Annotated in this window: 25 protein-coding genes, 1 pseudogene and 1 riboswitch; of the genes and pseudogenes, 14 read left to right on the top strand and 12 right to left on the bottom strand. The window is 44.7% G+C overall.

Going from position 1 to position 25,228, the window contains the following annotated elements; genetic code table 11:
* Positions 1-106: 106 nt before the first annotated feature.
* The 5 genes from A142_RS09230 (at position 107) to phnE (A142_RS09210) (ending at position 5,185) form a co-directional block, all read left to right on the top strand.
* A complete protein-coding gene (locus tag A142_RS09230) occupies positions 107-1,327 on the top strand; it encodes a glycerophosphodiester phosphodiesterase family protein (RefSeq protein WP_029405371.1) in 1,221 nt (406 codons plus the stop codon).
* A 302-nt stretch (positions 1,328-1,629) separates the two neighbouring features.
* A complete protein-coding gene (gene phnD, locus A142_RS09225; protein ID WP_008216587.1) occupies positions 1,630-2,670 on the top strand; it encodes a phosphate/phosphite/phosphonate ABC transporter substrate-binding protein in 1,041 nt (346 codons plus the stop codon).
* Positions 2,671-2,799: 129 nt separating this feature from the next.
* Positions 2,800-3,570 (top strand): phosphonate ABC transporter ATP-binding protein, encoded by a 771-nt coding sequence (gene phnC, locus A142_RS09220; protein ID WP_019821358.1) that lies wholly within the window; start codon positions 2,800-2,802, stop codon positions 3,568-3,570.
* On the top strand, positions 3,558-4,382 hold the full coding sequence (gene phnE, locus A142_RS09215; protein ID WP_019821355.1) for a phosphonate ABC transporter, permease protein PhnE: 825 nt from the start codon (positions 3,558-3,560) through the stop codon (positions 4,380-4,382). Before phnC ends, phnE (A142_RS09215) begins: the two co-directional genes overlap by 13 nt.
* On the top strand, positions 4,382-5,185 hold the full coding sequence (gene phnE / locus A142_RS09210) for a phosphonate ABC transporter, permease protein PhnE (RefSeq protein WP_004732994.1): 804 nt from the start codon (positions 4,382-4,384) through the stop codon (positions 5,183-5,185). Before phnE (A142_RS09215) ends, phnE (A142_RS09210) begins: the two co-directional genes overlap by 1 nt.
* 183 nt (positions 5,186-5,368) lie before the next feature.
* Here phnE (A142_RS09210) and A142_RS09205 read toward each other — a convergent pair whose 3' ends face one another.
* The 4 genes from A142_RS09205 to hpf form a co-directional block, all read right to left on the bottom strand.
* On the bottom strand, positions 5,369-6,148 hold the full coding sequence (locus A142_RS09205; RefSeq protein ID WP_029405370.1) for an HAD-IIB family hydrolase: 780 nt from the start codon (positions 6,146-6,148) through the stop codon (positions 5,369-5,371).
* Positions 6,149-6,187: 39 nt separating this feature from the next.
* A complete protein-coding gene (locus tag A142_RS09200) occupies positions 6,188-7,096 on the bottom strand; it encodes an IS5 family transposase (RefSeq protein ID WP_019821353.1) in 909 nt (302 codons plus the stop codon).
* Positions 7,097-7,276: 180 nt separating this feature from the next.
* Positions 7,277-7,432, bottom strand: a complete 156-nt coding sequence (locus A142_RS24280; protein WP_017631564.1) for a DUF3012 domain-containing protein — start codon at positions 7,430-7,432, stop codon at positions 7,277-7,279.
* Between the two features lie 239 nt (positions 7,433-7,671).
* On the bottom strand, positions 7,672-8,028 hold the full coding sequence (hpf, locus tag A142_RS09195; RefSeq protein WP_017061680.1) for a ribosome hibernation-promoting factor, HPF/YfiA family: 357 nt from the start codon (positions 8,026-8,028) through the stop codon (positions 7,672-7,674).
* A gap of 420 nt (positions 8,029-8,448) precedes the next feature.
* On the opposite strand from hpf, the gene A142_RS09190 reads away from it, so the two are divergent.
* Both A142_RS09190 and A142_RS09185 read left to right on the top strand, forming a co-directional pair.
* Positions 8,449-9,033, top strand: coding sequence for a hypothetical protein (locus A142_RS09190; RefSeq protein WP_019821348.1), 585 nt, complete (start codon positions 8,449-8,451; stop codon positions 9,031-9,033).
* A 415-nt stretch (positions 9,034-9,448) separates the two neighbouring features.
* Complete coding sequence (locus tag A142_RS09185; RefSeq protein ID WP_019821346.1) at positions 9,449-10,879, top strand: YfcC family protein; 1,431 nt, start codon at positions 9,449-9,451, stop codon at positions 10,877-10,879.
* Between the two features lie 121 nt (positions 10,880-11,000).
* Here A142_RS09185 and glgC read toward each other — a convergent pair whose 3' ends face one another.
* Positions 11,001-12,221: a glucose-1-phosphate adenylyltransferase gene (gene glgC / locus A142_RS09180; protein ID WP_019821344.1), complete on the bottom strand. Its 1,221-nt coding sequence runs from the start codon at positions 12,219-12,221 to the stop codon at positions 11,001-11,003.
* Between the two features lie 401 nt (positions 12,222-12,622).
* Between glgC and ompW the strand changes: the two genes are divergently transcribed.
* The gene (gene ompW, locus A142_RS09175; protein WP_019821341.1) at positions 12,623-13,264 is read left to right on the top strand and encodes an outer membrane protein OmpW; all 642 of its coding nucleotides are present in this window, start codon (positions 12,623-12,625) and stop codon (positions 13,262-13,264) included.
* A gap of 195 nt (positions 13,265-13,459) precedes the next feature.
* Complete coding sequence (locus A142_RS09170; protein WP_019821339.1) at positions 13,460-15,271, top strand: choice-of-anchor I family protein; 1,812 nt, start codon at positions 13,460-13,462, stop codon at positions 15,269-15,271.
* Positions 15,272-15,390: 119 nt separating this feature from the next.
* On the opposite strand, the gene A142_RS09165 is transcribed toward A142_RS09170, so the two are convergent.
* Positions 15,391-16,110, bottom strand: coding sequence for an SDR family oxidoreductase (locus A142_RS09165; RefSeq protein WP_019821337.1), 720 nt, complete (start codon positions 16,108-16,110; stop codon positions 15,391-15,393).
* 210 nt (positions 16,111-16,320) lie between these two features.
* Between A142_RS09165 and A142_RS09160 the strand changes: the two genes are divergently transcribed.
* Positions 16,321-17,226: a LysR family transcriptional regulator gene (locus tag A142_RS09160; RefSeq protein WP_019821335.1), complete on the top strand. Its 906-nt coding sequence runs from the start codon at positions 16,321-16,323 to the stop codon at positions 17,224-17,226.
* Positions 17,227-17,266: 40 nt separating this feature from the next.
* Here the strand turns inward: A142_RS09160 and A142_RS09155 are convergent, their stop codons facing one another.
* On the bottom strand, positions 17,267-17,605 hold the full coding sequence (locus tag A142_RS09155; protein WP_004741127.1) for a winged helix-turn-helix transcriptional regulator: 339 nt from the start codon (positions 17,603-17,605) through the stop codon (positions 17,267-17,269).
* 105 nt (positions 17,606-17,710) lie between these two features.
* On the opposite strand from A142_RS09155, the gene A142_RS09150 reads away from it, so the two are divergent.
* Together A142_RS09150 and A142_RS09145 are read left to right on the top strand one after the other, a co-directional pair.
* Positions 17,711-18,478 (top strand): SDR family NAD(P)-dependent oxidoreductase, encoded by a 768-nt coding sequence (locus tag A142_RS09150; protein ID WP_029405369.1) that lies wholly within the window; start codon positions 17,711-17,713, stop codon positions 18,476-18,478.
* A 135-nt stretch (positions 18,479-18,613) separates the two neighbouring features.
* Complete coding sequence (locus tag A142_RS09145) at positions 18,614-19,267, top strand: cupin domain-containing protein (protein ID WP_019821332.1); 654 nt, start codon at positions 18,614-18,616, stop codon at positions 19,265-19,267.
* 77 nt (positions 19,268-19,344) lie between these two features.
* Here A142_RS09145 and A142_RS09140 read toward each other — a convergent pair whose 3' ends face one another.
* Positions 19,345-19,983 (bottom strand): NAD(P)-dependent oxidoreductase, encoded by a 639-nt coding sequence (locus A142_RS09140; protein WP_019821330.1) that lies wholly within the window; start codon positions 19,981-19,983, stop codon positions 19,345-19,347.
* A 154-nt stretch (positions 19,984-20,137) separates the two neighbouring features.
* Between A142_RS09140 and A142_RS09135 the strand changes: the two genes are divergently transcribed.
* Positions 20,138-21,034: a LysR family transcriptional regulator gene (locus A142_RS09135; protein ID WP_029405368.1), complete on the top strand. Its 897-nt coding sequence runs from the start codon at positions 20,138-20,140 to the stop codon at positions 21,032-21,034.
* 129 nt (positions 21,035-21,163) lie between these two features.
* Here the strand turns inward: A142_RS09135 and A142_RS09130 are convergent, their stop codons facing one another.
* Entirely contained in the window at positions 21,164-22,012 is an 849-nt protein-coding gene (locus A142_RS09130; RefSeq protein WP_019821326.1) for a hypothetical protein, read from the bottom strand.
* A 341-nt stretch (positions 22,013-22,353) separates the two neighbouring features.
* Positions 22,354-23,010 (bottom strand): 3,4-dihydroxy-2-butanone-4-phosphate synthase, encoded by a 657-nt coding sequence (ribB, locus tag A142_RS09125; RefSeq protein ID WP_017054827.1) that lies wholly within the window; start codon positions 23,008-23,010, stop codon positions 22,354-22,356.
* A gap of 185 nt (positions 23,011-23,195) precedes the next feature.
* Positions 23,196-23,346, bottom strand: a riboswitch (FMN riboswitch).
* Positions 23,347-23,719: 373 nt separating this feature from the next.
* Between ribB and A142_RS09120 the strand changes: the two genes are divergently transcribed.
* A complete protein-coding gene (locus A142_RS09120; protein WP_019821324.1) occupies positions 23,720-24,463 on the top strand; it encodes a phosphatase PAP2 family protein in 744 nt (247 codons plus the stop codon).
* Positions 24,464-24,548: 85 nt separating this feature from the next.
* On the opposite strand, the gene A142_RS09115 is transcribed toward A142_RS09120, so the two are convergent.
* Together A142_RS09115 and A142_RS09110 are read right to left on the bottom strand one after the other, a co-directional pair.
* Positions 24,549-24,911 (bottom strand): MmcQ/YjbR family DNA-binding protein, encoded by a 363-nt coding sequence (locus tag A142_RS09115; protein ID WP_019821323.1) that lies wholly within the window; start codon positions 24,909-24,911, stop codon positions 24,549-24,551.
* 79 nt (positions 24,912-24,990) lie between these two features.
* A pseudogene (locus tag A142_RS09110) lies at positions 24,991-25,228 on the bottom strand (sulfite exporter TauE/SafE family protein); the annotation flags it as partial.

The raw sequence follows: 25,228 nt of genomic DNA, 5'->3' as shown, positions 1-25,228 counted from the left end.
TCCCTACATTGTGGCACCTGCCCACATGAGGTCATCTCATAGAAGGTAGAAATGACCGTATTAAGGAAATTAGAAAAATAATTGCTTGTTGCAAGGAGATACAAACATGAAGCAAATACTGAAAGGTTCGATTGCTCTGATACTCGGCGTTAGCTCAATGACAGCATGGGCGGCTACAGAGTCAGCAAACCTAGGACCTCGTCCCCTCTTTTTAGTCAACAATATGGACGAGAGCCCTTTGAAAACCAAGCTGCTCAGTTGTAGCGAAGGACCATTTCATCGTAGCGATTTTTCTATTGGGCATCGCGGAGCTGCAATGCAGTTTCCCGAGCACACTAAAGAATCTTACTTAGCGGCGATTCAGATGGGAGCGGGTGTCGTAGAGTGTGATGTAACCTTTACTAAAGATAAGGAATTGGTGTGTCGGCATTCTCAAAGTGACCTGCACACCACAACCGATGTTTTGGCGCATCCCGATCTCGCTAAGAAGTGTTCAACACCGTTCACGCCGGCTAACCCAGCGACAGGCGAAGATGCTCAGGTTGAGTGTCGTACCTCTGATTTCACGCTAGCGGAGTTTAAGACTCTTAAAGGGAAAATGGATGGTGCGAATCCAAAAGCCACCACGGTTGAAGAGTACATGAACGGGACTCCAGGTTGGAGAACCGATCTCTACAGCCAAAGTGGGACATTGATGACACACGCAGAAAGTGCGGCATTGTTTAAAGAGCACGGCGTGAAGGTCACACCTGAATTGAAATCGGCAGCAGTAGACATGCCTTTCAATGGCTTTAGCCAAGAGATGTACGCGCAAAAGTTGGTGGATGAACTGAAACAGGCGGGCTTCGAGCCTTCTGATACTTACCCACAGTCATTCAACTTGGATGATGTGAAGTACTGGATCAAAGAAGCACCGAAGTTCGGCAAACAAGCCGTTTATCTTGATGACCGTGTTTACGAACAAGCGGACTTTGTCGCGTCCGTTGAGAATATGAAAGAGCTGCACGATGCGGGTGTGAATATCATCGCACCACCTCTGTTTGCTCTGGTTGATTTAGACGAGAACAACGAACTGGTTGCGTCTAACTACGCCAAGCTTGCTAAGGATGCTGACCTCGACATTATCGCATGGACATTGGAACGTTCTGGCCCACTAGCGCAAGGTGGTGGTTGGTACTACAAGAGCGTGAAAGACGGTATCAACAATGACGGCGATATGATGAAAATGCTTGATGTGCTGGCACAAGATGTTGGTGTGATGGGCGTATTCAGCGATTGGCCTGCAACGGTAACTTATTACGCAAACTGCATGGACAGCGACGCTTAGGTTCTTCTGAGTGCGCTGTTACGCCCGCTAATTATGGCGTTTGTATAGAGAGCGCTAAACTAAAGAATAACAAAAGAAAAAGCAGTGAACCAAAGAGCCTTCGGGCTCTTTTTTTAACCACTGAAATCGACGGGACAGAAATGACCCAAATGATGGGTTTTGAGTTGGACACGAATGACTCAAAAGTAATTTTAAAGTGAGGGTTTTTATTTAAGTTGCTGAAATTAAAGATATAAAAAGGTGGCACAAAGGCTGCAGTAGTGAAGGTGACTTTCAACAATAAGTAAAAGTAAGGTTTGAATATGAAAATCAGTGTTAAAGGACTGTTAATCGCTAGCTCATTGCTACTTCCTTCAATGGCTATGGCAAGCGACTGCTCTAGCCGTGGTGTGTTAGACGATCGATACTGTGATGAAAACCAAGATTTGGTGGCCGATTCACCAAAGAACCCAGATGAGTGGAACGACCCAAGTACGCTTGTATTTACCTACACGCCAGTAGAAGACCCTGCGTTGTACAAAGATGCGTTTGCGGATTTCCAAGCTCACCTAAGTAAAATCACGGGTAAGCGAGTGATTTACTACACAGTTCACTCGAACTCTGCGCAAGTAGAAGCGATGCGTTCTGGTCGATTGCACGTTGCAGGTTTCTCTACGGGCCCAACAGGCTACGCAGTTAACTTAGCAGGTTACGTTCCAATTGCGGTGAAGGGCGATGAGTCTGGCTTCCAAGGCTACAACCTAATCACGATTGTGCGCAAAGACAGCGGTATCAATACTATGGCTGATCTAAAAGGCAAAAAGGTTGCACACACCTCTGCATCTTCCAACTCTGGCAACCTAGCTCCACGTGCGTTATTCCCAGCGAAAGGTTTAGTGCCAGATGAAGATTACAAAGTGCTTTACTCAGGTAAGCATGACCAATCGATTCTAGGTGTCTTCAATGGAGACTATGACGCAGCACCGGTGGCATCAGATGTTTACGATCGTATGGTCGCTGCAGGTCGTGTCGACGATTCTGAGCTGAAGATCATCTACCGTAGCCCGCGTTTCCCAACATCTGCTTTCGGTTACGCTTATAATTTAAAGCCAGAGCTTGTTGAGAAGATCAACGAAGCTTTCTTCAGCTACCGCTTTACTCCAGAGATGAGTGCATCATTTAAAGGTGCAGACCGCTTCTCACCAATCAGCTACAAAGAAGAGTGGGACGTGATTCGTGATATCGCCCACGCGACAGGTACGGCTTACACCAAAGCTGGTCTTAAGAAGCTCGCTGAAAAAGATGCGGCTAAACGCGCAAAGAAAAAAGCAGCTGAGCTAGCAAAACAAGCAAACAACGGCTAGTTCTTCACTCAGTTGGAAGGCTAAGTTTTAGAAAGACTTAGCCCTTTAAAAACATTTACCTCAACTAAGAATCTATGCCCTCGCGGGTAGGGCATAGATCATTCCAAAATTCGCACAAGGAAATGCAGTATGGCCGTAGCAAGCTATGAAGGAATAAAGATAAACAACCTTTTCCACGAGTACGTCGCAGGCAAGCCAATCCTTAAAGGCATTAATATAGACATCGGTGAGCCTGGCATCATCGCGATTATCGGCCCATCTGGTACCGGTAAAAGCACACTTCTACGCTGTATAAATCGCCTTAACGATCCAAGCCAAGGTGAAATCATTTTTGATGGCGCAGACCTGACTCAATTAAAAGGCCAAGCGCTACGTAAACAACGTCGACACATCGGCATGGTGTTCCAAGAATATAACCTCGTGGAACGTTTAACGGTTATCGAGAACGTGTTAAGCGGCCGTTTAGGCTACATGACGGCTTGGAATGCGTGGCGTCGTAACTATTCTCCACAAGATTTAGCAAAAGCGTTTGAGTTACTTGAATTTGTTGGCCTGCAAGATTTTGCAAACCAACGTGCCGACAGCTTGTCTGGCGGGCAAAGACAGCGTGTCGGTATCGCTCGTGCGGTGATGCAAGACCCTTACATTCTTCTTGCTGACGAACCGACGTCATCACTCGACCCGAAAACCGCGGTTGAGATCATGGAGTTGATGGAAACTTTCGCTGAGCAGAAAAATATTCCTGTATTGGTGAACATTCACGATGTGAACTTAGCTAAGCGTTACGCCAAGCGCATCATCGGTATGTGTAATGGCAAAGTACATTACGACGGTAGCCCTGAAGGTATTTCTGAGGAAGATCTAAAAATTATCTATGGGGGTGAATCATGGCTGGATTAAACCCAAGTTCATCGCCAAGCGTACCGTCAAATCAGGCGTCAGCAAAGCATGAAAACCCATTCAAGGTGTCATGGACAAACCGTGCGATTATCACTGGGATCGTGGCTTATCTGTTTTACAGCTTCTCGACGCTAGGGCTTACCTTTGATCGTTTGATCATCGGTTTTGGTGAAAGTGAGCGGTTACTATCTCGAATGTTTCCGCCTGATTTCTCGCGAACCAGTTTACTACTGAGTGGGTTAGCGGAAAGCTTACAGATTGCGATTATCTCAAGTTTCTTTGGCATCGTTATTTCACTGTTTTTAGGCTTGCTAGCCGCGAGAAATATGATGCCTTCAATCGTATCAACGCCCATTCGTGGATTTATTGCATTGTGTCGCTCTTTTCACCCAGTGATCATCGCCATCTTGTTTGTGAAAGCGGTGGGCTTTGGTGCTCTGGCAGGGATATTGACCTTGGTATTCGCATCCATTGGCTTCATCGCTAAGCTGTTCGCTGAAGCTATCGAAGAGATCTCTTTTAAACCGGTTGAAGCGATTAAAGCAACCGGTGCCAGTTTTATCAGCGTCATTTTGTATGCGGTAATGCCTCAAGTATTTACTCGTTTTATTGGCTTTGCTAGTTACCAGCTTGATTCAAATCTACGTAACTCAACCATGGTTGGCATTGTGGGTGCGGGCGGCCTTGGTGGTACGCTTTTCTCTGCATTCCAACGCTTCGATTACGACTTTGTTGCCGCTATTTTGATCACCATTATCGCATTGATTCTTGTGGGTGAATTTCTTTCCAACATTGTTAGGAGAATCTTCTAATGACAACAGCATCTATCGATAAAGAGTGGCAGCGCTTTACACCAAACGAACGCGTGGCTCGATTTGCCGTTTACCTTAGCCTTGTGTGCGCGATTGTTTGGTCTTGGCAGACGGTTGAAGTGATTCCTGAGTTCCTATACGACGCGCCAGCGCAGTTTGCTGACATGTTCGAGCGTATGGTGCCAGTGGACTACGCTTTCTATCCTGAGTCGATTCACGCAGCGATGATTGAGACACTGCACATCGCGACGTTAGGTACCTTGTTTACCTTGATATTTGCGATTCCATTGGCGTTGTTGAACGCGCCAAATATCACACCTAATAAAGCGCTGAACTGGGTGGCTCAATTCTTTCTGGTGTCTTCACGTTCTGTGAACTCATTGGTTTGGGCTTTGTTGTTTATCGCACTGTTTGGCCCCGGTGTTCTCGCAGGCATTATGGCAATTGCTATTCGCAGTATCGGCTTTGTGGGGAAGCTGTTAGCGGAAGCGATTGCCGAAGTGAACATGGGGCCTATCGAAGCTCTGCGCGCAACCGGCGCTTCTTGGATGAGCATCTTGCTTAAAGGGTATTGGCCGCAAGTTATGCCCGCATTCTACTCCATCGTGTTGTTCCGTTGGGACATCAATGTGCGTGAATCTGCGGTATTGGGGTTAGTGGGCGCTGGTGGTATTGGCGTGGTGCTAAACGATGCGCAGAACCTTTTTGAGTGGCAAAAAGTTTCGATGGTATTAGTGAGTATCTTCGCAGTGGTTATCGTTGCAGAAGCAGTGGTGATCCACATCCGTAACAAACTCATATAAACATATAGTGAAATGCAGCGTGTTTTGTGTTTTGTGTGATGTGTCAAAGTTAAGAGCTTATCTAGCATTTTGAAGCTCAAACGACCCTAGGTACTTCGGTCTACCTAGCGGTCGTTTTTTTATGTCTATTGAGTGACTTAAGACCTTGTTAGAAGTAGAAGGGCGTGACTCGTTTTTAAGTGTCTAGCTTTTAACTGCCAGCAGCGAATCCACAAATTCTGCAAACCCATAGCCACCAGGCTGCGACATGACCCTGCTTGGATGATGCTCTAGCTTATCCCAATAATGTTGAATGTTTGCCACGCCAACGGTAAGTGGAAGTGATTCGAACATCTGCTGATCATTCATTGAATCGCCGACATAGCAGGCTTGATTGTGGATTTGCTCAAGCGATAAGCCTTTATTAGCAAGGAAACGGTGCACGGCGTTTTTCTTTGAGTGTTCGCCGTACCAAGCGTTGATATGAATCGAACTTGCCGTCGCGTGTGCGCCTAAAGCGTGTATTCTTTCGAGTACCGCTTGAACAGTTTCAGGATCAACAGGCTTACGGTTTTGGCCGATATCAATCGCGACCTCACACAAGCGGTAAGATTGATCCAAAGTTAGCGAAAGGTCGGGGTAACTCAACAAGATCGCTTCAACTTCTTGTTTTAGCTTTGCTTGGTTCTGACGCACTTGTTCTAGCGGTGTTTCAGATGAGAGTTGTAATGCACCATCTTGCTTCTCTAGTAAGAAGGCGCCGTTCTCTCCTAGCACGGCATCGACAGGCCAAAGCTGCGCAATATGGTCACACCAACCAGCACAGGCTCCCGTTACAGCGACCACTTTGATTCCACTGTCTCTCAGCTTTTGTAACGCAATTAGGGTTTCTGGAGGCAATGAGCCTTGCCAAGTGAGCGTGTCATCGACGTCGGTTAATACCCATTCGATGTGCTTCCAGTTGTTGTCGGCGTTGTTGATCAAATCAGCTTGAAGGTCAACGACGCCATATGTGACTCACCGTTAGCTTCGAACAGGCATGCCTAGTCCTATGACTTTGTTTATAGCTTTGACATTCGCCATGATTTCACCCACCTGAGCGTTGTAACACCTCAAGCTCAATTTACCGCTGGTTAGTCCTTTATATCGAGACATTGCGGTCTCAGATATTGAGCGATAGTGATAACCAGACTCGGATTTCCACTCCGCTATTGTTCCGTTTTTCAGAGCCTCTACAGCTTCATTTCTGGGATGCCCATCTTCCCAAAACGCTGCATTCTTTCGAGGTGGTATCAACGGAGTACAACCTTTATTTTTCAGAGTATTGTGGCAACTTTTTGTGTCATATGCTCCATCGGCAGATACAGCATCGATCTTTCTACGTAAAGGGTTGAGTAACGTTGGCAGCACTTCGCTATCACCAACATTTACTAGGCTGACCTCGGCACTAATGGCTTCATGGGTATCTACATCAACGGCTAAGTGCAGCTTGCGCCATGTTCTACGTTTTTCGGCACCGTGCTTCTTCACCTTCCACTCCCCTTCGCCAAAGACTTTGAGACCAGTCGAGTCAATGGCTATATGACGAATAGCCCCTTTAGATTTATTACGGTATTTCACCTGGACTGTCTTCGAGCGTTTACTGATACAGGTGTAGTCTGGGGATGTCAGTGGAACATCCAATAACTCAAAGATAGAGTCGATAAAACCTTGAAGAGCACGCAATGGTAATGAGAATACTCCTTTAATCATCAAGGCAGTTTCAATCGCTGTATCAGAGTACTGAAAGCCTCTACCACGCTTACCATGATGGGTTTTGCATCGCCATGCATCTACGGCTGTATCATCTATCCAGAACGTAACCGAGCCCCGTTTGCACAAAGCCTTATTGTACTCCGCCCAGTTAGTTATCTTCTTTTTCGCCTTACCCATGTTGTCACCGCTCTAACCATCATAAAGGATCAGATCGCAGGACTCGAAAAAGGTTCAACTGATTTAGGCAACAACGCCGTTGTTGTCTAGTTGGTGTTCCATTAAAACTCACTTATTCCATGGATTGTTTTACACAGAGCGTATTAATTCAGCTCAATGTAGAATTAGAAGCTAACGTGATTAGAAAATACAGTGCTTGGCAAAATCGCCCGCTTCATTAGCCGTCCAGTCACCTTTAGGCTTTTCTTTCATATCCGCACACCAAGCTTCACTACCAACCTCGGTACAAGCCATTAATTGAGTAGCAAGGAAAAGGATCAACGCGACTTTCTTCATAATAAACATTCCGTTGTGGTCTACACTTCTGTTTATAACTGTATCAAATCCCACAAGTGATTGTTATAGCTGCTAAGAACTTAAGGGCGTTTAAAATGATGTGGGTTTGAGCTGTATTCGAGAGGCAGTAAAGAAGGGAAGGTTTGCTTGGATTTAAGATCGAAAAAGCCAGCAAATGTGCTGGCTTTGAAATTCTTAATAAGTGTCTATTCGTTATTTCGCTTTAACTACTTATCGATTTATACCAATTTCATCTCTTGGATGATGTCCGAAGCAATCTCTGGCTTCGTGCTTGTTGGTTTCTCGTGTAGGTCGGCTTTCAATTGTCCCTTACGGTTACTTAGGCCCGCTTCAAGTTTCTTAAGTGCTGCAGCGATAGCTGGGTACATAACATCATCTGTCGATTTTGCTGTTACTCGTACACCTTCGTAGTTGGTGAATACTTCAACCTGATGTTGACCGTGTTCTTTAGTAATGATGATGTCGCAACTGATCAGTGATGGGAAATGGTTAGATATCTTCTCGAATTTACCTTCGATGTCTTTGCGTGACTCGTCGTTAATTGATACATGATGTGTTTGAACATTTATTTTCATAAATCATACCTTTCCAATGACTGTGTCATTTAAACGTAGCAAACATCGGATAGATTAACCAACTGAGAATTAGCACATGTGTGATTGACTTCAGTGTTATCAAATATTCTCTTGTTACTCCCTTGAAAGTCCGATGAACTGATCGCATATTATGTTTCGTGAATTTCAAACGTGTTTAAAAATCCCTCACCTTTGAAGTATTACTCCAATTCACTCTTTCAACTTAGTTTTTATCGCCCTAATCACGCATTACTCCAAATACTTATTCTAGTCTTCTTTTATAAATCCACATCCATTTTAGTGAACAAAACATACCTGCTCTGTCGATATCACAATTACTGAGATAAAGAGCAATGATATATTGAGATGAATTTTAGTACGGGATACTCTAACGGCTTCGTTAAACTTGGATTTATTAACATGAAAATGCCTGTTAAATTCGCTGTAATCGCAGCTTCCCTTTCTTTCGCTTTTAATGTTTTTGCTGCCCCAGTTGAATTTCAGAAGATCCCTGAGATCATGCAGCAATTTGAAACGGCAGAACTGTACGTTAAGAAGTCGGTCACCTTAGGCCGTTTACCAGCCGAGTCTGAAATTGGCATTGATTTTCCTACTTATGTTTCGGATGGAAAGGGCGGTTACAGCCTAGAGACAAACAACGTAATGACAGATTCTGTTGTTATCGCAAGCATGCCGAAAGCGATTGTTGATGATGTTTTCAACCAATGGCTAGTACCTAAAGATACGTGGATCAGCAGCTACGGTTCTTTGCCAACCTCGACCACTGAATTTAAGCCGTTTAAGCGTATTAAAACCATCAAAGCCATTAAGATTGATGCAGAAATGCTGAAGCTGTTAGGCAGTGAAGATGGCAACACGGCGATGATCAAAGTGAGCTGGGATGAGAAGGGAATGAAGGTCTATAAGGATGGCTACTTAGCAGATTATGAGTACGGGATTGCCCCTCATGAGATGCAAGAAAACTACGAATTAGCACCTAAGTAACTCGATTCGATTGCAGAAAAGCGCCTTGCTTATTAGTGGGCGCTTTTTTGTTGCTCACCAAAAATATGACGAAAATCACACTTTTCTGACAATTAATGACTCGTTGTGCTAGTATGCGCCGCTTGTCTTTGTAATTGATAAAAAACGCATTACCAAAACAGACTTTTCTGTTTACCTGCTTGTAATGACCTCATTCAGTTTGGCCTGACTTGGCTAAACATCTGCATTTTGCTCGGACGCAAAGAGAGTAGTACTCACTACTTCACTATGTACATTTGAGAGCACCATCTATCAAAGGCCTTTTTGAAACAGCCTAAATTAGCGCGAACTTAGTTCAGCGTGAAGGGTTTCGTTTTTCCAAAAATCCCTCTCGGTGGCTAAGTGATCCTTAGTTGCTGACAAATAAGGAGTCTATATGACGACTACGGTATCTACATCCGTACCTACATCTCAAGCTGGTAACGCAGCGCCGACGGAGAAAGAAGTAAACCACCCGTTTCTCTCTTTGGTTATCATGGTGATCGTTGCTGCAATCGCAACTTACTTGATCCCTGCTGGTGAATTCGAGCGATTGTTCATGAATGGCCGCACGGTTATCGACCCAGACAGCTACACACAATTGACCAGCAACCCAACAACATTAGCCTCTTTTTTCGAATCATTTTTTAAAGGCTTCAAATCCGCTTCTGGCGTGATGGGCGTTGTGGTATTTGTGGGTGGTGCTTTTGGCATTATCAAACACATGGGCTTGTTAGACGCATCCGTTGTTGCATTAACCACTAAGCTAAAGAAGCAGGGCTTGTACGTGATTGCACCTGTGATCATGACGGCGATCTTCTTCAACGTTACCTTCACCGGTATGCGTGAACTTGATGTCATCTTTATCTCTTTGATGATCCCGATCTGTATCAAGCTTGGCTATGACGCGATCACGGCACTTGGTGTTGTTTTACTGGCAAGTTGTGCCGGTTTCGCCGCGGCTTTGGCTAACCCATTCTTTACGGGTATCGCACACACTATCGCTGAACTGCCTATGTATTCAGGCATGTGGTATCGCTTTATTGTTGGCATGTTCATGTTACTAACAGGTGCTTGGTATGTACTTAACTACGCGCGCAAAGTTAAGCAAGACCCAACCAAAGGCTTGTTGCACGGTACGGGTTATCACTACGAATCTAACGTTGAAGCGAAAACACTGACCACACGTGAAAAGCTTGCGGGCATCGCGTTCTTGGGCGTGTTCGCATACATGATCTTCGGCACGTTGACGATGGGTTTCGGCTTCACTGAGATTGCAGGTGCATTCGTGGCGATGGCGATTATTCCAGGTTTGGTGGCGGGCTTATCTCCGAACAAGATTTGTGAGTACTGGACCAAAGGTGTTAGCGATGTATTGGTTGCGGTACTGATCATCTTCTTTGCTCGTTCAGTGCTAACCATTATGGAAGACGCGAAGATTGTTGATTCTATTATCTTCTATCTTGCACAGATCATTTCTGGTAGCTCTAAACTTGTGGCAGCAGCAGGGATCTACTTCTCGCAGGCTGCGATCAACCTATTCATTCCGTCTGGCAGTGGCCAAGCGGTGATTACCATGCCAATCATTATTCCGTTGGCAGATATTGGTGAAGTGACTCGTCAAGTGGCGGCACTGGCTTCTCAATTGGGTGATGGTATCTCTAACTATATTTACCCAACCAATGGTGGCTTGTTAGCGGTATTGGCTATTGCAAAAGTGCCTTACACCAAGTGGGTTCGTTTCTTCTTGCCGTTGTTCTTGTTTTGGTCGGTAGGCGCTTTGGTTTCCGTTGTGATTGCTCAAATGATTGAGTTAGGGCCTTTCTAAGGTTTCTGTTTAATCGAATACATGGACAGTTAAGGCTTAACTGAAGCTGTGTGATTAAATAAGAAGGCAGCGAATTCGCTGCCTTTTTTCGTTTAAAGCAAAGCTACGCCAACGTTAAAGGTTACTCTTCAAATTGGTAAGAAGAGGGCACCACAATCACGCCTTGTTTTGATATGTGGAAGCGCTTGGCGTCGGCAAGGCTATCTATGCCAATTTGAGTCCCATCTGGTACTTTAACGTTCTTATCGATGATGCAGTTTTGTATGTGGCAATTTTTTCCAATCTCAACATCTTCAAACAAAATACTATCAATCACAATTGCGGCATTACTGACTTTCACTTTAGGGAAGAAGATAGAGTTTTGCGCCGAACCACCTTCAATCACTACCCCATTCGCGATCATCGAGTTGATGAATATCCCTTGGTTCCCCTCTACAGAAGCGATGGTTCGCGCTGGTGGCAGTTGCTGGTCATAGGTGCGAATTGCCCAATCAGGTTGATATAAATCGATAGGCGAAGCTGGTTTTAACAGGTCCATGTTGGATTGGTAATAAGAGTCGATAGTACCAACATCTCTCCAGTACGCATCTTGGGTCACTCGGCCTTCTTCATCCCCAAACTTGTATGCATAAACACTGTTGTTGCCGACCAATTTAGGAATGATGTCTTTACCAAAATCGTGGCTTGAGTTCGGATCTTCTGCATCCGCCAATAGTGCTTGAGTCAGTACTTCCTTATCAAAGACGTAAATACCCATTGAAGCCATGCTTCGAGTTGGCCTACCAGGTACACATGCAGGGTAACGTGGCTTTTCGGTAAAGTTATTGATCTCTAGAGATTCATCTATCTCCATCACACCAAACTCTTTGGCTTCATCAATCGAAACCTCCATGCACGCCACAGTTAGGTCGGCCTCGTTCTTTTTGTGCTGCTTGAGCATTGGTGCGTAATCCATGCGATAGATATGGTCACCGGATAACACCACCACATGCTTGGCTTCACTGCGCGAAAGTAGGTACAAGTTTTGATAAATCGCATCGGCAGTACCGCTGTACCAGCTATCACCCGTTCGCATTTGTGGGGGAACATTGGTGATGTATTCGCCGAGCTCGGGGTTAAGCACCGACCAACCATCTCTCAAATGTTTTTGCAAAGAGTGAGACTTGTACTGAGTCAGCACTAAAATTTGGCGTAGCCCAGAGTGTAAGCAGTTCGCGAGAGTGAAATCGATGATTCGATATTTGCCACCAAAAGGTACCGCAGGTTTTGCGCGGTTATCGGTGAGAGGGGAAAGCCGAGAGCCAACACCGCCGGCCAGAACGATTGTTAGAGTGTCTTGCATAGTCAGAACCTCAATGTATTTATGATTATGAACATAGACTTGCAAGCACTAAGCCAAATGTAACTCATTGAATATTATACGAGGCGAGATTGATTCTTGTTGTTCTGCACCAAAATGATGCGTGCGAGATATTGGCTTGCTCTATTTTGATCCAAAAAAGATCCGAACAAAGTGAAGGGATTGGATTAACAAAATGACGCACGGAAAAGCTGCATTACAAAACTGTCAATAAAATGAAGGAATAAAGTGATCGGGTCGATATAAATTTACATAAATAATCACAACTTTTCACAAATTGATTTCCATCAATAAAGTAGGGTTATTCTATGATACCTTGCACGCAAAATAAGAAATGATTACTCATTCACCAACAAAGATTAAGCCCCCAAAAGGAAATTATAATGAAAAAAACAGTATGTGGTATTGCGGTTATTGCGGCTCTTATGTCAACCAATGTTCTTGCTCATAAAGAAGGTGATTTCATCATCCGTGCAGGTGCAGCAACGGTATCTCCAAATGATAGTAGCGGTGCTGTGTTAAATGATCCGAATACAGAGTTCTCTGTAGATTCAAACACTCAGCTTGGTTTGACTTTCGGTTACATGTTTACTGACAACATCAGCCTTGAAGTACTAGCGGCAAGCCCATTTTCTCACAACATTTCTGCTACTGGCCTAGGTGAAATTGCTGATACAAAACACCTACCACCAACGTTCATGGTTCAGTACTATTTTGGTCAAGCAAATAGTGACTTCCGCCCTTACGTAGGCGCAGGTATCAACTATACGGTATTCTTCGATGAGTCATTGAACCAAGGAGCGAAAGATCTAGGTTTAAGCGATTTATCTCTTGATGACTCTTGGGGTCTTGCTGCAAACATCGGTATGGACTACATGATCAATGAAGATTGGTTCTTGAATGCATCGGTCTGGTATGCAGATATCGGTACTACTGCAAAATATAAGTTTAACGGTCAACAGTTCTCAACAGACGTTGATATCGACCCATGGGTATTCATGATCGGTGGCGGTTACAACTTCTAATCCACGATTCAGTTTACTAAGGCGCTCAAGCACCAGCCAGCTTGTGCGCCTTTTTTTATTGTTAATGAATTAGTCACTGTAACGCTTTGTTGTTAAGGGTAAAGTAGACCTATTGTCGTCATCTATTGTTAACAAAACAGAAAGATAGCTGTCATAACCACCTCATAAAATCGCGATTCAAATTATGGAGGATATATGAATCGTAAATTTAATAAGCTGGCATTATTACTGCCTATCGCGGTAAGTTCTGCTCTAGTAGGCTGTTCTCAACCAACATCACCAACGACTGCTACGCCATCTCAAACATCACTTGATGCTTTTAGCCTTCAATGCCAATCGATCGAGCAGCCAAGAGCTTCCAATGCTGAGGTAACTGGAATCAGCCTAGTTAGCCGTTCAATTGCCGACGCCCCGTTTGATACTTCTGCAGCCGAAATCGTCAGCTACGATTCATGTACCGACAAGCTTTATGTTGTGAACGCTCAAGCTCAGAAAGTTGATGTGTTATCGATGAACGCTGACAGCGCACCAACATCTGCGGGTTCTATTGATCTTCAATCAGCGGCTGCAGCTTCTGGTATTGATATTGGTGCAGCGAACAGTGTGTCGACTCATCAAGGATTAGTTGCTGTCGCGATTGAAAATGCCGACAAGCAACAAAACGGCATTATTGCACTTTATCGTTCAGACACGTTAGAGCTGATCACTACTTATGCGGCTGGTGCATTACCGGACATGGTGAGCTTCTCGAAAGATGGTCGCTACATTGCCTCTGCAAATGAAGGTGAGCCGAATGCGGATTACAGCATTGATCCTGAAGGTTCAGTAACGCTGGTGGATTTAACCAATGGTCCTTTGCAAGCGACAGTCACTCAGATTGATTTCAAGGCATTCAATCAAGGTCAGCCTCGCCATGCAGAGCTAACCGATAAGGTTCGAATCTCTGCGCCAAATGCAACCATTGCTCAAGATCTTGAACCGGAATACCTAACGTTTGCGGATAACGGAAAACTCTACGTTGCCCTTCAAGAGAACAACGCTTTGGCCGCGATTGATGTGGCGAGTGCACATGTGGATGCGATTTTTGGTCTAGGCGGAAAGCCTTGGGATAACGCTAAGCTAGACGCGTCAAACAAAGACAAAAACATCGGTAATCTACAAAATTACGCGATGTTAGAAGGTCTTTACATGCCAGATAGCATCACTAGCTACAGTGTTGAGGGCAACACCTACATCGTGACTGCGAACGAAGGTGATGGTCGTGAATATGGCATCAAGACCACGCAAAAAATGTGTGATGAGAAAGGTTTCGAGTGGGATGGCGATGACTATCAAGGCACCGAAAACTACGCCACGGAAAAAGACTTTTGTATCGCGTATGTCGATGAAGTACGCGGCAAGAAGTTAGACGTTGATGCTAACCACCCATTAGCTGGAGCATTGATAGACAACAAGCAACTTGCACGTCTTAAGGTGATTAAGCCACAAGGGACACTCGCTGCTGACCAAAAGGTTCAAGCATTCGGCAGCCGCTCGTTCTCTATCTGGGATGAGTCAGGAGAGTTAGTGTTTGATAGCGGCGATGATTTTGCTCGAATCGTACTTGATCAAGATCCTGCAAACTTCAACAGCACCAATGATAACAACCAAAGCGGTGACGATCGCAGCGATGATAAAGGGGTAGAACCTGAAGCTATTGAAGTCGCTGAGATTAACGGTAAGCACTATGCTTTTATTGGTCTTGAGCGCCAAGGTGGCATCATGGTTTACGACGTGACACAGCCTGAAAGCGCAAGTTTCATCAGTTACTTGAACAACCGAGGCTTTACACAACCAGTGTGTACCAAAGTTGATGAAGACGGTGATTGCGACAACGATACTTACAACTCGAAAGCGGGTGACCTAGGTCCAGAGTCAATCAAGTATTTCACTCGCTCTGATAACCACTTTATTGCGGTGGGCAACGAAGTGAGTGGTAGCACGTCAGTTTACCGAGTTGAGTTCTAATCTCGCTTATTGCTAACAATTTGATTGAATCAAAACAAAAGCGCCATGACTTGTTAAGTCGTGGCGCTTTTTTATTTCATCGCTTATTTCATCGTTGATTTAGTCGCGATAGCAAAGGCCTATGGCTGTTGCTTAGTTGGTGCTAGAGCGATTTCACGGATACATACGTTCTGTGGTTGTTGGTAAGCGAATGATACAGCGCGTGCAATATCGTCAGCTGCCAATACGCCGCCCATGTCTTCTTTCCAAGAATCGTAATCGTCTTTGATCTCTTGAGATGTTGTGTGAGATAGAAGCTCAGTTTCTACAGCACCCGGTGCAATTGTAGTAACACGAACGTTTGAAGCGGCAACTTCTTCACGAACGTTCTCAGAAATAGCGTGAACCGCGAACTTAGTACCACAGTAAGCTGCATGGCTTGGGAATGTTTTCTTACCCGCGATAGAGCTGATGTTGATGATAGTACCTGTGTTGCGTTCCATCATCGGAGCAAGTACAGATTGCATGCCGTTTAGAAGACCAATCACGTTCACATCGAACATTGTCTTCCACTCTTGTGCGTCTTGAGTATCGATTTGACCAAGAAGCATTGCGCCAGCGTTGTTGATAAGTGCATCGACAGGACCAAACTTCGCTTCACCTTGTGCGATTGCTGCATCAAAAGACGCTTTGTCTGTTACGTCTACTTTCACTGATAGTGAGTTTGGTAGGTTCAGCGCTTCAAGGCGGTTAACACGACGAGCTAAAAGTAGCAGAGGGTGACCTTCATCGCTTAGACGACGAGCGATTGCTTCACCAATACCAGAGCTTGCACCTGTAATTACGATTAGTTTTTTCATTTTATTTCCTCTGTACTTTTATTGCGTCGGTTGGCTACGACGTGCTGTTTAAGTGCATTCGAATCAAGTGCTTGGTGCCTTGCTTCGTTGCGATGGAGGTATATTAAGGAAAATAGCATTGTTGATATATAGCGCTTTACTTGAAACACTGTTGCTGTAGTGCAACAATAAAAGCGTCTATCTCATAACTTCATTAGTAAGCTGGCGGTCATGCTCAATCAAATTAACCTGTCTGATATTCGTTCTTTCGTGCTTATCGCTCGTTTAGGTAACTTCACTAAAGCAGCGGAGGAGCTTGATGTGTCACGCTCCCACGTATCACGCCAAGTGAGTAGCCTGGAAAAACAGATGGGTGTGACACTGTTTATCCGCACCACTCGAACCTTGAGGCTGACGCACGCAGGGCAAGCTCTGTACGCGAGGTGCGAACAAGCCTTAGATAATATAGACCAAGCGTTGATTGCTGCTGTGGACGATGTCGAAGAAGTGCGCGGCGACATAAAAGTAAACTGTGTCGGCGGTTATCTGGGTGAAGTGATCATTGCGGATCTAGTGACTGAGTTTATGCAGCTCTACCCAGACATCAGTATTAGCCTTGATTTTAGTAGTAACCGAGTCGACATGATTGAAGATGCTTTCGATATCGCTTTTCGTATGGGGAGCCTTGAAGATGCGGGTTTTATCGCAAGAAAACTATTGGACATTGAAATGGGAACACTGGCAAGCCCAGAGTATTTCGTTCGTAAAGGAAGGCCCAATCACCCTAAAGAGCTGATCCATCATGATTGCTTAACCGGTTCGGTGCGTAAGTGGAGCTTTCAAGCTGTGGACGACACCAAGAAAACGGTTGATGTGCATGTGACGGGTAGGCTGCAATGTAAAAACGGTCGAGTGTTGGTGCAGGGCGCGAAATCAGGCAATGGAATTATTCGTGTTCCAACCATCTATTGCTTGCAAGAACTCAATGACGGACAACTAGAGCAGGTGTTTGATGATTGGGTGGTGCCTAAAGTGGACTTTTCAGCGATCTACCATCGAGACCGCTATCAACCAAGTCGAATTCGAACCTTCATTGATTTTGTGAAAGGTCGCTTTGAACAAATGCCAGTGAGCTAGTTGTTTTTGCTGTGTCTGCTATTCGTTTGACTGGTTTGGTTTACATCTCGTCGATTTCGTTTTGCAGGCTTTCCAGTTGATCCAGAATCAGTAAAAACTTCTCACCAAAAGGCGTTACCTGATACTCAACTCTTGGTGGCAGTTCGTTGAACATTTGCTTATCTAAAATCCCGAACTCCACATTTCGCTTCAAACATTCATTCAGTACCTTAGTCGATAACCCTTCGACCGAACGTACCATTTCACCGGGGCGATTAATGCCATTTGCCAATAATTGGTAAACTGTTAGCGACCATTTACAGCCGTAGATGGTTTCTACCATACGAGCGGAACGTTCTGGTGCTGATTTTCTTGAAAAAAAGTTTTCCTGATTTTTCATAAAGATGTACCAATAAGTACCTACCTAACCGATTTGTACTTACTATTCATAGTGTTAGTTCAAAGCCTAAGATTACCACGTTCACATGACTTAGGAGATAACAAAATGAACTTCACTAAAAATGGTATTGCAGTAGTAATCGGTGGCACAAGCGGTATGGGCTTTGAAACAGCGAAGCAGTTAGTCGCTCAAAACATCCATGTGTTGGTTGTAGGCAATAACCCAACTAAGTTAGATAAAGCGGTGTCAGAACTGCAATCACTAGGCCACGCCTCTGGTTGGCAAGCTAACCTTTATGATGATGCAAGTGTGTCGAATCTTATCGCGCATCTAGAGTCGCTTGAAGAGGGTATTGGTTACCTTGTTAATGCGGCTGGCTACTTCAACCCTAAGGCGTTTATTGAGCACCAAGAATCTGATTACGAGCAATATATGCAGCTGAATAAAGCAACCTTCTTCATCACTCAAGCGATAAGCAAATTGATGATCAAGAACGGCGGTGGCAGTGTGGTTAACGTTGGTTCTATGTGGGGTAAGCAAGCAATCAAAGCGACGCCATCTTCTGCCTATTCAATGGCTAAAGCTGGCCTGCACGCATTAACACAACACATGGCAATGGAACTGGCTGAGCATAACATTCGCGTGAATGCGGTTTCCCCGGCTGTGGTTAAAACGCCGATTTACGAATCTTTCATTAAACCGGAAGAAGTGGATCAAGCGTTAGAAGGCTTCAACGCGTTCCACCCTATTGGTCGAGTAGGTTTGCCGAAAGACATCGCTAATAGCATCTCTTTCTTATTGTCAGACAGTGCTGATTGGGTAACGGGTGCAATCTGGGATGTTGATGGCGGTGTGATTGCTGGTCGCAATTAATTAGGATTCTTTTTAGGTGGCTGTCGCGTAGGCAAAATAGCAGCGAGATGGCCTCCTTGATGAGTATTCGCGTAGAATAGAAACTAGAAAGACAACAATAATAATTAAAACGATAACAAGAGTAAGGTCGCCATTATGTTCAACATGGACTTTTCAAAGAAACTGGTTATTGAAACCGAATCATTAGATTGGATTGCAAGCCCTGCCAAAGGGGTATGGCGTAAGCCGCTAGAAAGAGAAGAGAAAGAATCGGGCCACACGACCAGTGTGGTGAAGTACGATCCTGAATCTTCGTTTTCTGAGCATCCGCATCCGCAAGGCGAAGAGATCTTCGTGTTAGACGGTGTATTCTCTGATGAAACAGGAGACTTCCCTGCAGGCACTTATATCCGTAATCCGCCGGGCAGCGCGCACTCCCCATCAAGCAAAAATGGCTGTACGATCTTGGTTAAGCTTAATCAGTTTGATGCGAGAGACTTAACTCAAGTTCGTATCAATACGCTAGAAACGGAATGGCTTGCAGGTATCGGCGGTTTACAAGTGATGCCACTGCATGAATTCGAACGCGAGCATGTCGCTTTAGTTAAGTGGCCAGTTGGTGAACGTTTTCAGCCGCATCGTCACTTTGGCGGTGAAGAGATCTTTGTGTTGTCTGGCACCTTTAAAGATGAACATGGCGAGTATCCAAAACACACATGGATGCGCAGCCCTCATATGAGCGAGCATTTTCCATATGTGGAAGAAGAGACCGTTATCCTCGTGAAAACGGGGCACTTGCCATTGGATTAGAGGAATGCTCCATATAAAGATGAAAAAGCCGCATTGCTTTGAGCAATCGGCTTTTTCAATTTTCACATATGGGCAGACTAGTAAGCGACACCAATACGTTGACGCGGGAACTTGCCAGCTTCTAGTTCATCAATCATCGCAATGGCGTAATCGCTGACGGATATTTTGCTGTTGCCATCTTCGTCGGTGAGCAGTTGATCACCACCAGTGCGGTAGGTTGATAGCTTATCGCCCGGGAAGATTTCTGCTGCAGGGCTAATGAACGTCCAGTTAACTTCGTTATCAGATTGTCTGAACACTTCAAGCGCTTCGCCCTGTGCTAGCGCTTCGTTTTTGTAATCCGCAGGGAAGTCAGGAACAGTAACTAACGGAATGTTTGGCGCCACTTCTAATGAGCCTGCACCGCCAACCCAAAGTAGGCGCTCGATACCAATGCTCGGTAATGTTTCCAGCAATTTAGTCGCAGTGTTTTTTACGATGTCGTGATTGCCCAAAGCACGTCCGCCAATCGAAGTGATTACTGCATCAACGCCGGATAGTGCGCTTGCTAGATTTGCGGCTTCATCTTGTAAATCAAATGAACGAACCTCAACACCTTTGGTTTCTACTTTGCTTGCATCTCTTACTACAGCAACCACGTCGTGACCACGAGATTGAGCTTCTTGAGCAATGTGACTACCAATCCAACCTGATGCGCCTAATAATGCAATTTTCATAATGTCTCTCCAATTATCTAATTTATTGAGTCTGTTTCTCGACAGCCATTGCAGTCTAATAGCTCACTATATTGCGATAAATATCGTAAAATGATGTAGATTGTATCTATATAGTTATCTAATAGGCTTAGTTCAGTGGATAAGGAAAAGTGTGATGGATAGATTGACGGCGATGCGTAGCTTTGTTGAAGTCGCAAATTGTGCCAGCTTCACTCAAGCAGCTGAGCATTTGGATATGAGCCGTTTACAGGTTTCACGCCATGTTCAAGAGATCGAAGGGTGGCTAAAACAGCGGTTGTTGCACAGAACCACTCGTAAGGTGAGTTTGACCGCGACAGGAGAGATTGCCTTACAGCGCTGCGAGAAAATACTCCATGAAACGGCGGAGTTAGAAGTGACCGCACTGAATCAAACCGATGCTCTTTCAGGTGTGATTCGAATTGCTGCTCCGATTGGTTTAACTCAGCACATGTTATTGGATGTGGTTGAACAGTTCACAGAGCTTCATCCCAATATCACGGTAGAACTTTTTGCTTCTGACCGTTTTGCTCAGCTGGTGGACGACAGAATCGATATTGCGCTGCGCTATACCGATCAACCTGACGATAGTTTGATTGCTCGAAAGCTAATGGAAATTGATTCGGTGGTGTGTGCATCGCAAGCTTATTTAGACAAACATGGTGAACCTAAAACAGTCGACGAGCTTCGACAGCACAATTGTTTTCGCCATTTGAGTGTTTCTAAGTGGGATTTCGTTAAGGATAATCAGCACTTTTCTGTTGAGGTGTCGGGCACTATCAAAGCTAATGATGTTGGGGTATTAACCCGCGCTGCACAGCATGGTAAAGGGGTTGTTCGATTGCCCTGTGATTTAGCCAATCCACTGATTGCGGATGGCAAATTGAAACGAATTTTGGATGATTTTGTTTCACCGAGTAGTGTGCTGTGGGCGGTGTATTTGTCTCGTAGTTATCAGCTGCCGGTTGTGCGTCAGTTCATAGATTTTGCTGCCGAGGTTTGGTCTAGCGATATCAAGTCTGGGGATGTTTGAAACTTCATAGGCAATGATATAGCAATAGAATTTTTAAAACTCATAAATACAAAAATCCGATATCAATGGTGATATCGGATTTGAACTCAATAATTCAGAGTTCCAGCACGCTCTCCTCTCACGAAGTCTTTACATGTAATGATGTACGGATAATCGGGTATTTATCACCTTTTCGTTTACGTCTGGTAAAGGCTGATACAAGTTTCTAGTGATGTCGGATAATACTTGGTCGTAAACTTGCGATACCACAGTAGATATATCACTGGTTAATTCGTACATGCTATCTGCTGGTTGGGTTGCTTCAGTACTTGATGCGATCTCGGTGAGTGCATGCATCGCACGTGTGCAAATGGGAGATCCACTGCTGATAGGGCAGATAATCGATAATTGGTTAAGTTTGCGGTGTGTTTGAGATGCGTAGAATTTGAATCTCGCGTACTCCTCAGGCTTCTCCATATCAGGTATGCACATGCGTAACTTGGTCAGGATCTCCATGCAGTCTAAGATCTGTTGCCAATTCATGTGATACTCACGGCTCATGTCTTCTCGTTCAGACTGAATCAGCCAGATGATCATCACTTCATCCATTAAGAACATGCTGTGACGTATCGTTTTGCCATGAATCGATTGGTTACGCACCAAGCTACGGTTTTGCCAGTCACTGTGCATGGCGATGAGCTTGAGGTGATAGATGCGATACATAGGGCGGCTATCAAACGACACATGGGACTGAAGCAGCTCAGAGACTTCAAGTATGTTGTCGTAAATCTCGTTCACTTTGCGAATCGACTCACTAGACAATTTATATGCTAGAGCGTAATGCGTTGCTGCGCGGTGTTTGCGTGATAACAACAATAATTCTCTAAGCAGAACTAAGGTTTCAAACCGGTGTGATAGCGCTGTTTGTCTCTTCCTTGAGAAATGAAACAGGGCCGCAAGTACTAATAGGGATAAACCCACTGAAATAACTACAAACATATTCAACTCCTAATATTTGTATACCTACTTAGTGGTAGTGCAGGCACCGTGCCAAAATAAATAAATGTTATATTTCAGTTGCTTATGATTTATCTATAATTATGGATGATCAATTATGGTGCATGAGTTCACCATTCGAGTGAATGTTTCTCATGTTTTGCAGGATTTTTTGAGAGGTTAGTCGCCGGTGGGGAGATGGAACTTAGATTTCAGTGTAGGAAATGAAGAAGGCCTCACCCTTTATATACTTTTAACTAGAAAAAGCAGTAAGAGTGAGGCCTTTCAATGTTCATTTCTGAGTTTCGTTAGCTTAAGTGCTAAGAAGCGTTTAGCACTAAACGTTACGCAAGCTTAAGATCGAACTCAGTGCGGTACATCACCATATCTTCAATGGTCAGTACTGGCATGTTGTGTAGTTTGCCGAAAGCAACGATCTCTGGCGCTTTTGCCATTGTGCCGTCTGGGTTGGTTACTTCACACAGTACGCCAGCTGATTGAAGACCAGCCATTTGCATAAGATCCACAGTACCTTCTGTGTGACCACGGCGAGCAAGTACACCACCTTTACGCGCGCGTAACGGGAATACGTGGCCAGGGCGAGCAAGGTCAGTAGGCTTAGCTGTTGGGTTGGCAGCTGTCTTGATCGTTGTTACACGGTCAGCGGCAGAAACACCTGTTGTTACGCCAACTTTTGCTTCGATAGTGACGGTGAACGCAGTTTGGTTTGCGCTGTTGTTATCAACAACCATAGGTGGAAGTTCAAGTTGGTTTGCTTGCTCGTCAGTTAGACACAGGCACACAATGCCGCTGCATTCACGGATCATAAGCGCCATTTGAGCATTCGTCAGGTGTTCTACTGAGTAGATGATGTCGCCTTCGTTCTCACGATCTTCATCGTCAAGTAGCAGTACGCCACGACCTTCGCGTAGAGCTTGCAGTGCGTTTTCAACGCGAGTGATTGGTTCGCCAAATTCGGCAAGTAGTGAAGACTGATTCATGGTTAAACTCCTAAAATATCACCAGAATCAGGGCTGTATGAGGGATCTCAACCGAGCACGACAAAGCCTACTCATTACAAGAGGCTTTAGCTCATTATGGTTTTATCCAAAACGAAATGCACCCGTCTGAGTTGGAGGCATCAACCCAATAGATAGGTGCGCCTTTCCAACTTAAACGAGTGTGTTTCCATTCTCTCTCATCCGGACTATAACCGTCGGCTCTGGCATCTCACCAGATCTGCTGACCTCGACGAATCGAGCGCTCGCGGGCTTATCTTTAGATTTTGCTAAGGACATACCGCCGGTGGGGAATTTCGCCCCGCCCTGAGAATAAAAATTAATAATTTGTTTTGCTTTGAAAGCAGACCAGATGGTAATCCTTTCGATAGTGGATTTAAAGGACTGACAGCAAAGTTTTTCAGATTCTGCCTTTATAATCAGGTAAGTGTTCACTTTATCGGCAGACCTTGGCGTGTGGTGTTTAGTCGGGCGCAGGTTATGTTTAGTGGGTTTTGATGTCTATATGTGCACAAGTGGATGGTCTGTATTATTGGTGATGAAGTGACAGTTCATCAGCTCAATACTCAAGAGGCCCCTTAATCGATTATTGTTACACCATGACGGCTTACTGACCGTTTTGACATAAAATTGATATTGGCGATGCTAAGCTGCGATAGCATCCGACCACTTTATCTCAAAGATCTTAGCCATGACTTCTCTGTTTTCTAACAAATCCAAAGGCTTATTACTGCTCGTTTTAAGCTTGTATTCTCTAGTACCCTTTTTGATCTTTGGATCTGACTTCGACCTTGGAAGTGCTGTATTGCCTTTCTATGGTGCTGTGATGACATTCGTGACTTATTCAGCGGGTAACCAAGGGTTCCTAATCACACTCGCGACTCTCTCTTTGTTGGTCCTGACATTAAAGTTCTCAAAAGCAAAGCTAGTGAGTCTTTGTTTGCAGCTTGGTATTTTATTGGTGTTAAGCTTTGCAGCAAAGACATTCCTTAAATCATCAACGGAGAGTCCACGCCCATATACTGAGTACTTAGTTACCCAAGAAGTGGTTGATATGCCGGAGTTGTTTTATGAACTGCCACTAGAAGAAAAGAACATGGCCATTGAGTCAGTAGAAGATAAGGTCAGTGAATGGCGAACACGTCATTGGCTTGGCGAAACAGACTATTCATTCCCGTCTGGACACATGATTTTCGTGGGTGTTTGCTTGGCATTCTTTGGTGGGTTGTTCTTAGAAGCGAAGCGTTTTTACCTTGTAGGTGGCATGTTAGCTTGGGCTGGTGGTGTAGCGTATAGCCGTGTTTGGCTTGGTATGCATCGTCCTGAAGACTTAGCGGCGTCTATCGCCTTTGCGGGTTTAATGTATTTATTGGTGCCACTGATTCCAACGCAAAAGATAGAACCTTTATTGCCCAAGTTTTTAAGAGTCACCTAAGTTTTTAAGAGAGGCTTAAGGTTTTAAGAGCTGCCTAAGTTTTTAAGAAGTGCATAATTCTATATTTAACAAGCAGAGATTCTGGCTACTGATTGAGCCCGAGTTCTGCTTGTTTCTTTTTGGTAAGCCCCAAAGACACAATTCTGTGTGACTCAGTGAGGTAGTATCTTAGTTCCTCATCCCTTTCTGATGTGCTCTCAAAAAGCTGAATCCACTTCATGCCACGAGAAGCAAAGTAGGGTGCGGGTTTATAGCCCGGCTCTTCTTTGAGAAAGTCGAAATTCTGATCGGATGCCTTGAAGATAAACGCAGGCTCATTTTTCGGCCCCCAACCACCAATCGCAAACACCTTGCCGCCCACTTTCCAAACGTGAGAGTTATTCCACTGCATCACATAGCTGGTTGCAGGCAGTGATTCACAGAATGCATTGAATTCGTCGTAAGTCATAGAACGTCCTTTTATCTATTGGCTGTTTGATCTGTGGTTTTTAAGATGTCTTTTTTCTTCCAGTCTTTATCGCCAATAACTAGCCAGCTAACCCCTGCCAGATTGCTGTAAAGCCACTGATAGAACATAGCAGCAATGAACCAATGCGTATCTTCTCTTTAGGGATGCTTTGTGTCGTCATCAATGCCACTTTGTAACCCAACCAAGCAGCAGGCAGCAAAGGTATGGTGATGATTAAGTGGTGCATGGTGAAGAAGCCAATTGGGATTTGAACAATCAACGAGATGATCGAACTAAACACGAAAAACGCAGAAAGG

Source organism: Vibrio splendidus 12E03, assembly GCF_000272105.2.
GTDB lineage: Bacteria > Pseudomonadota > Gammaproteobacteria > Enterobacterales > Vibrionaceae > Vibrio > Vibrio splendidus_I.
Note: the sequence above shows the minus strand (reverse complement) of the source record. Positions and strands in the feature narration are given on the sequence as shown.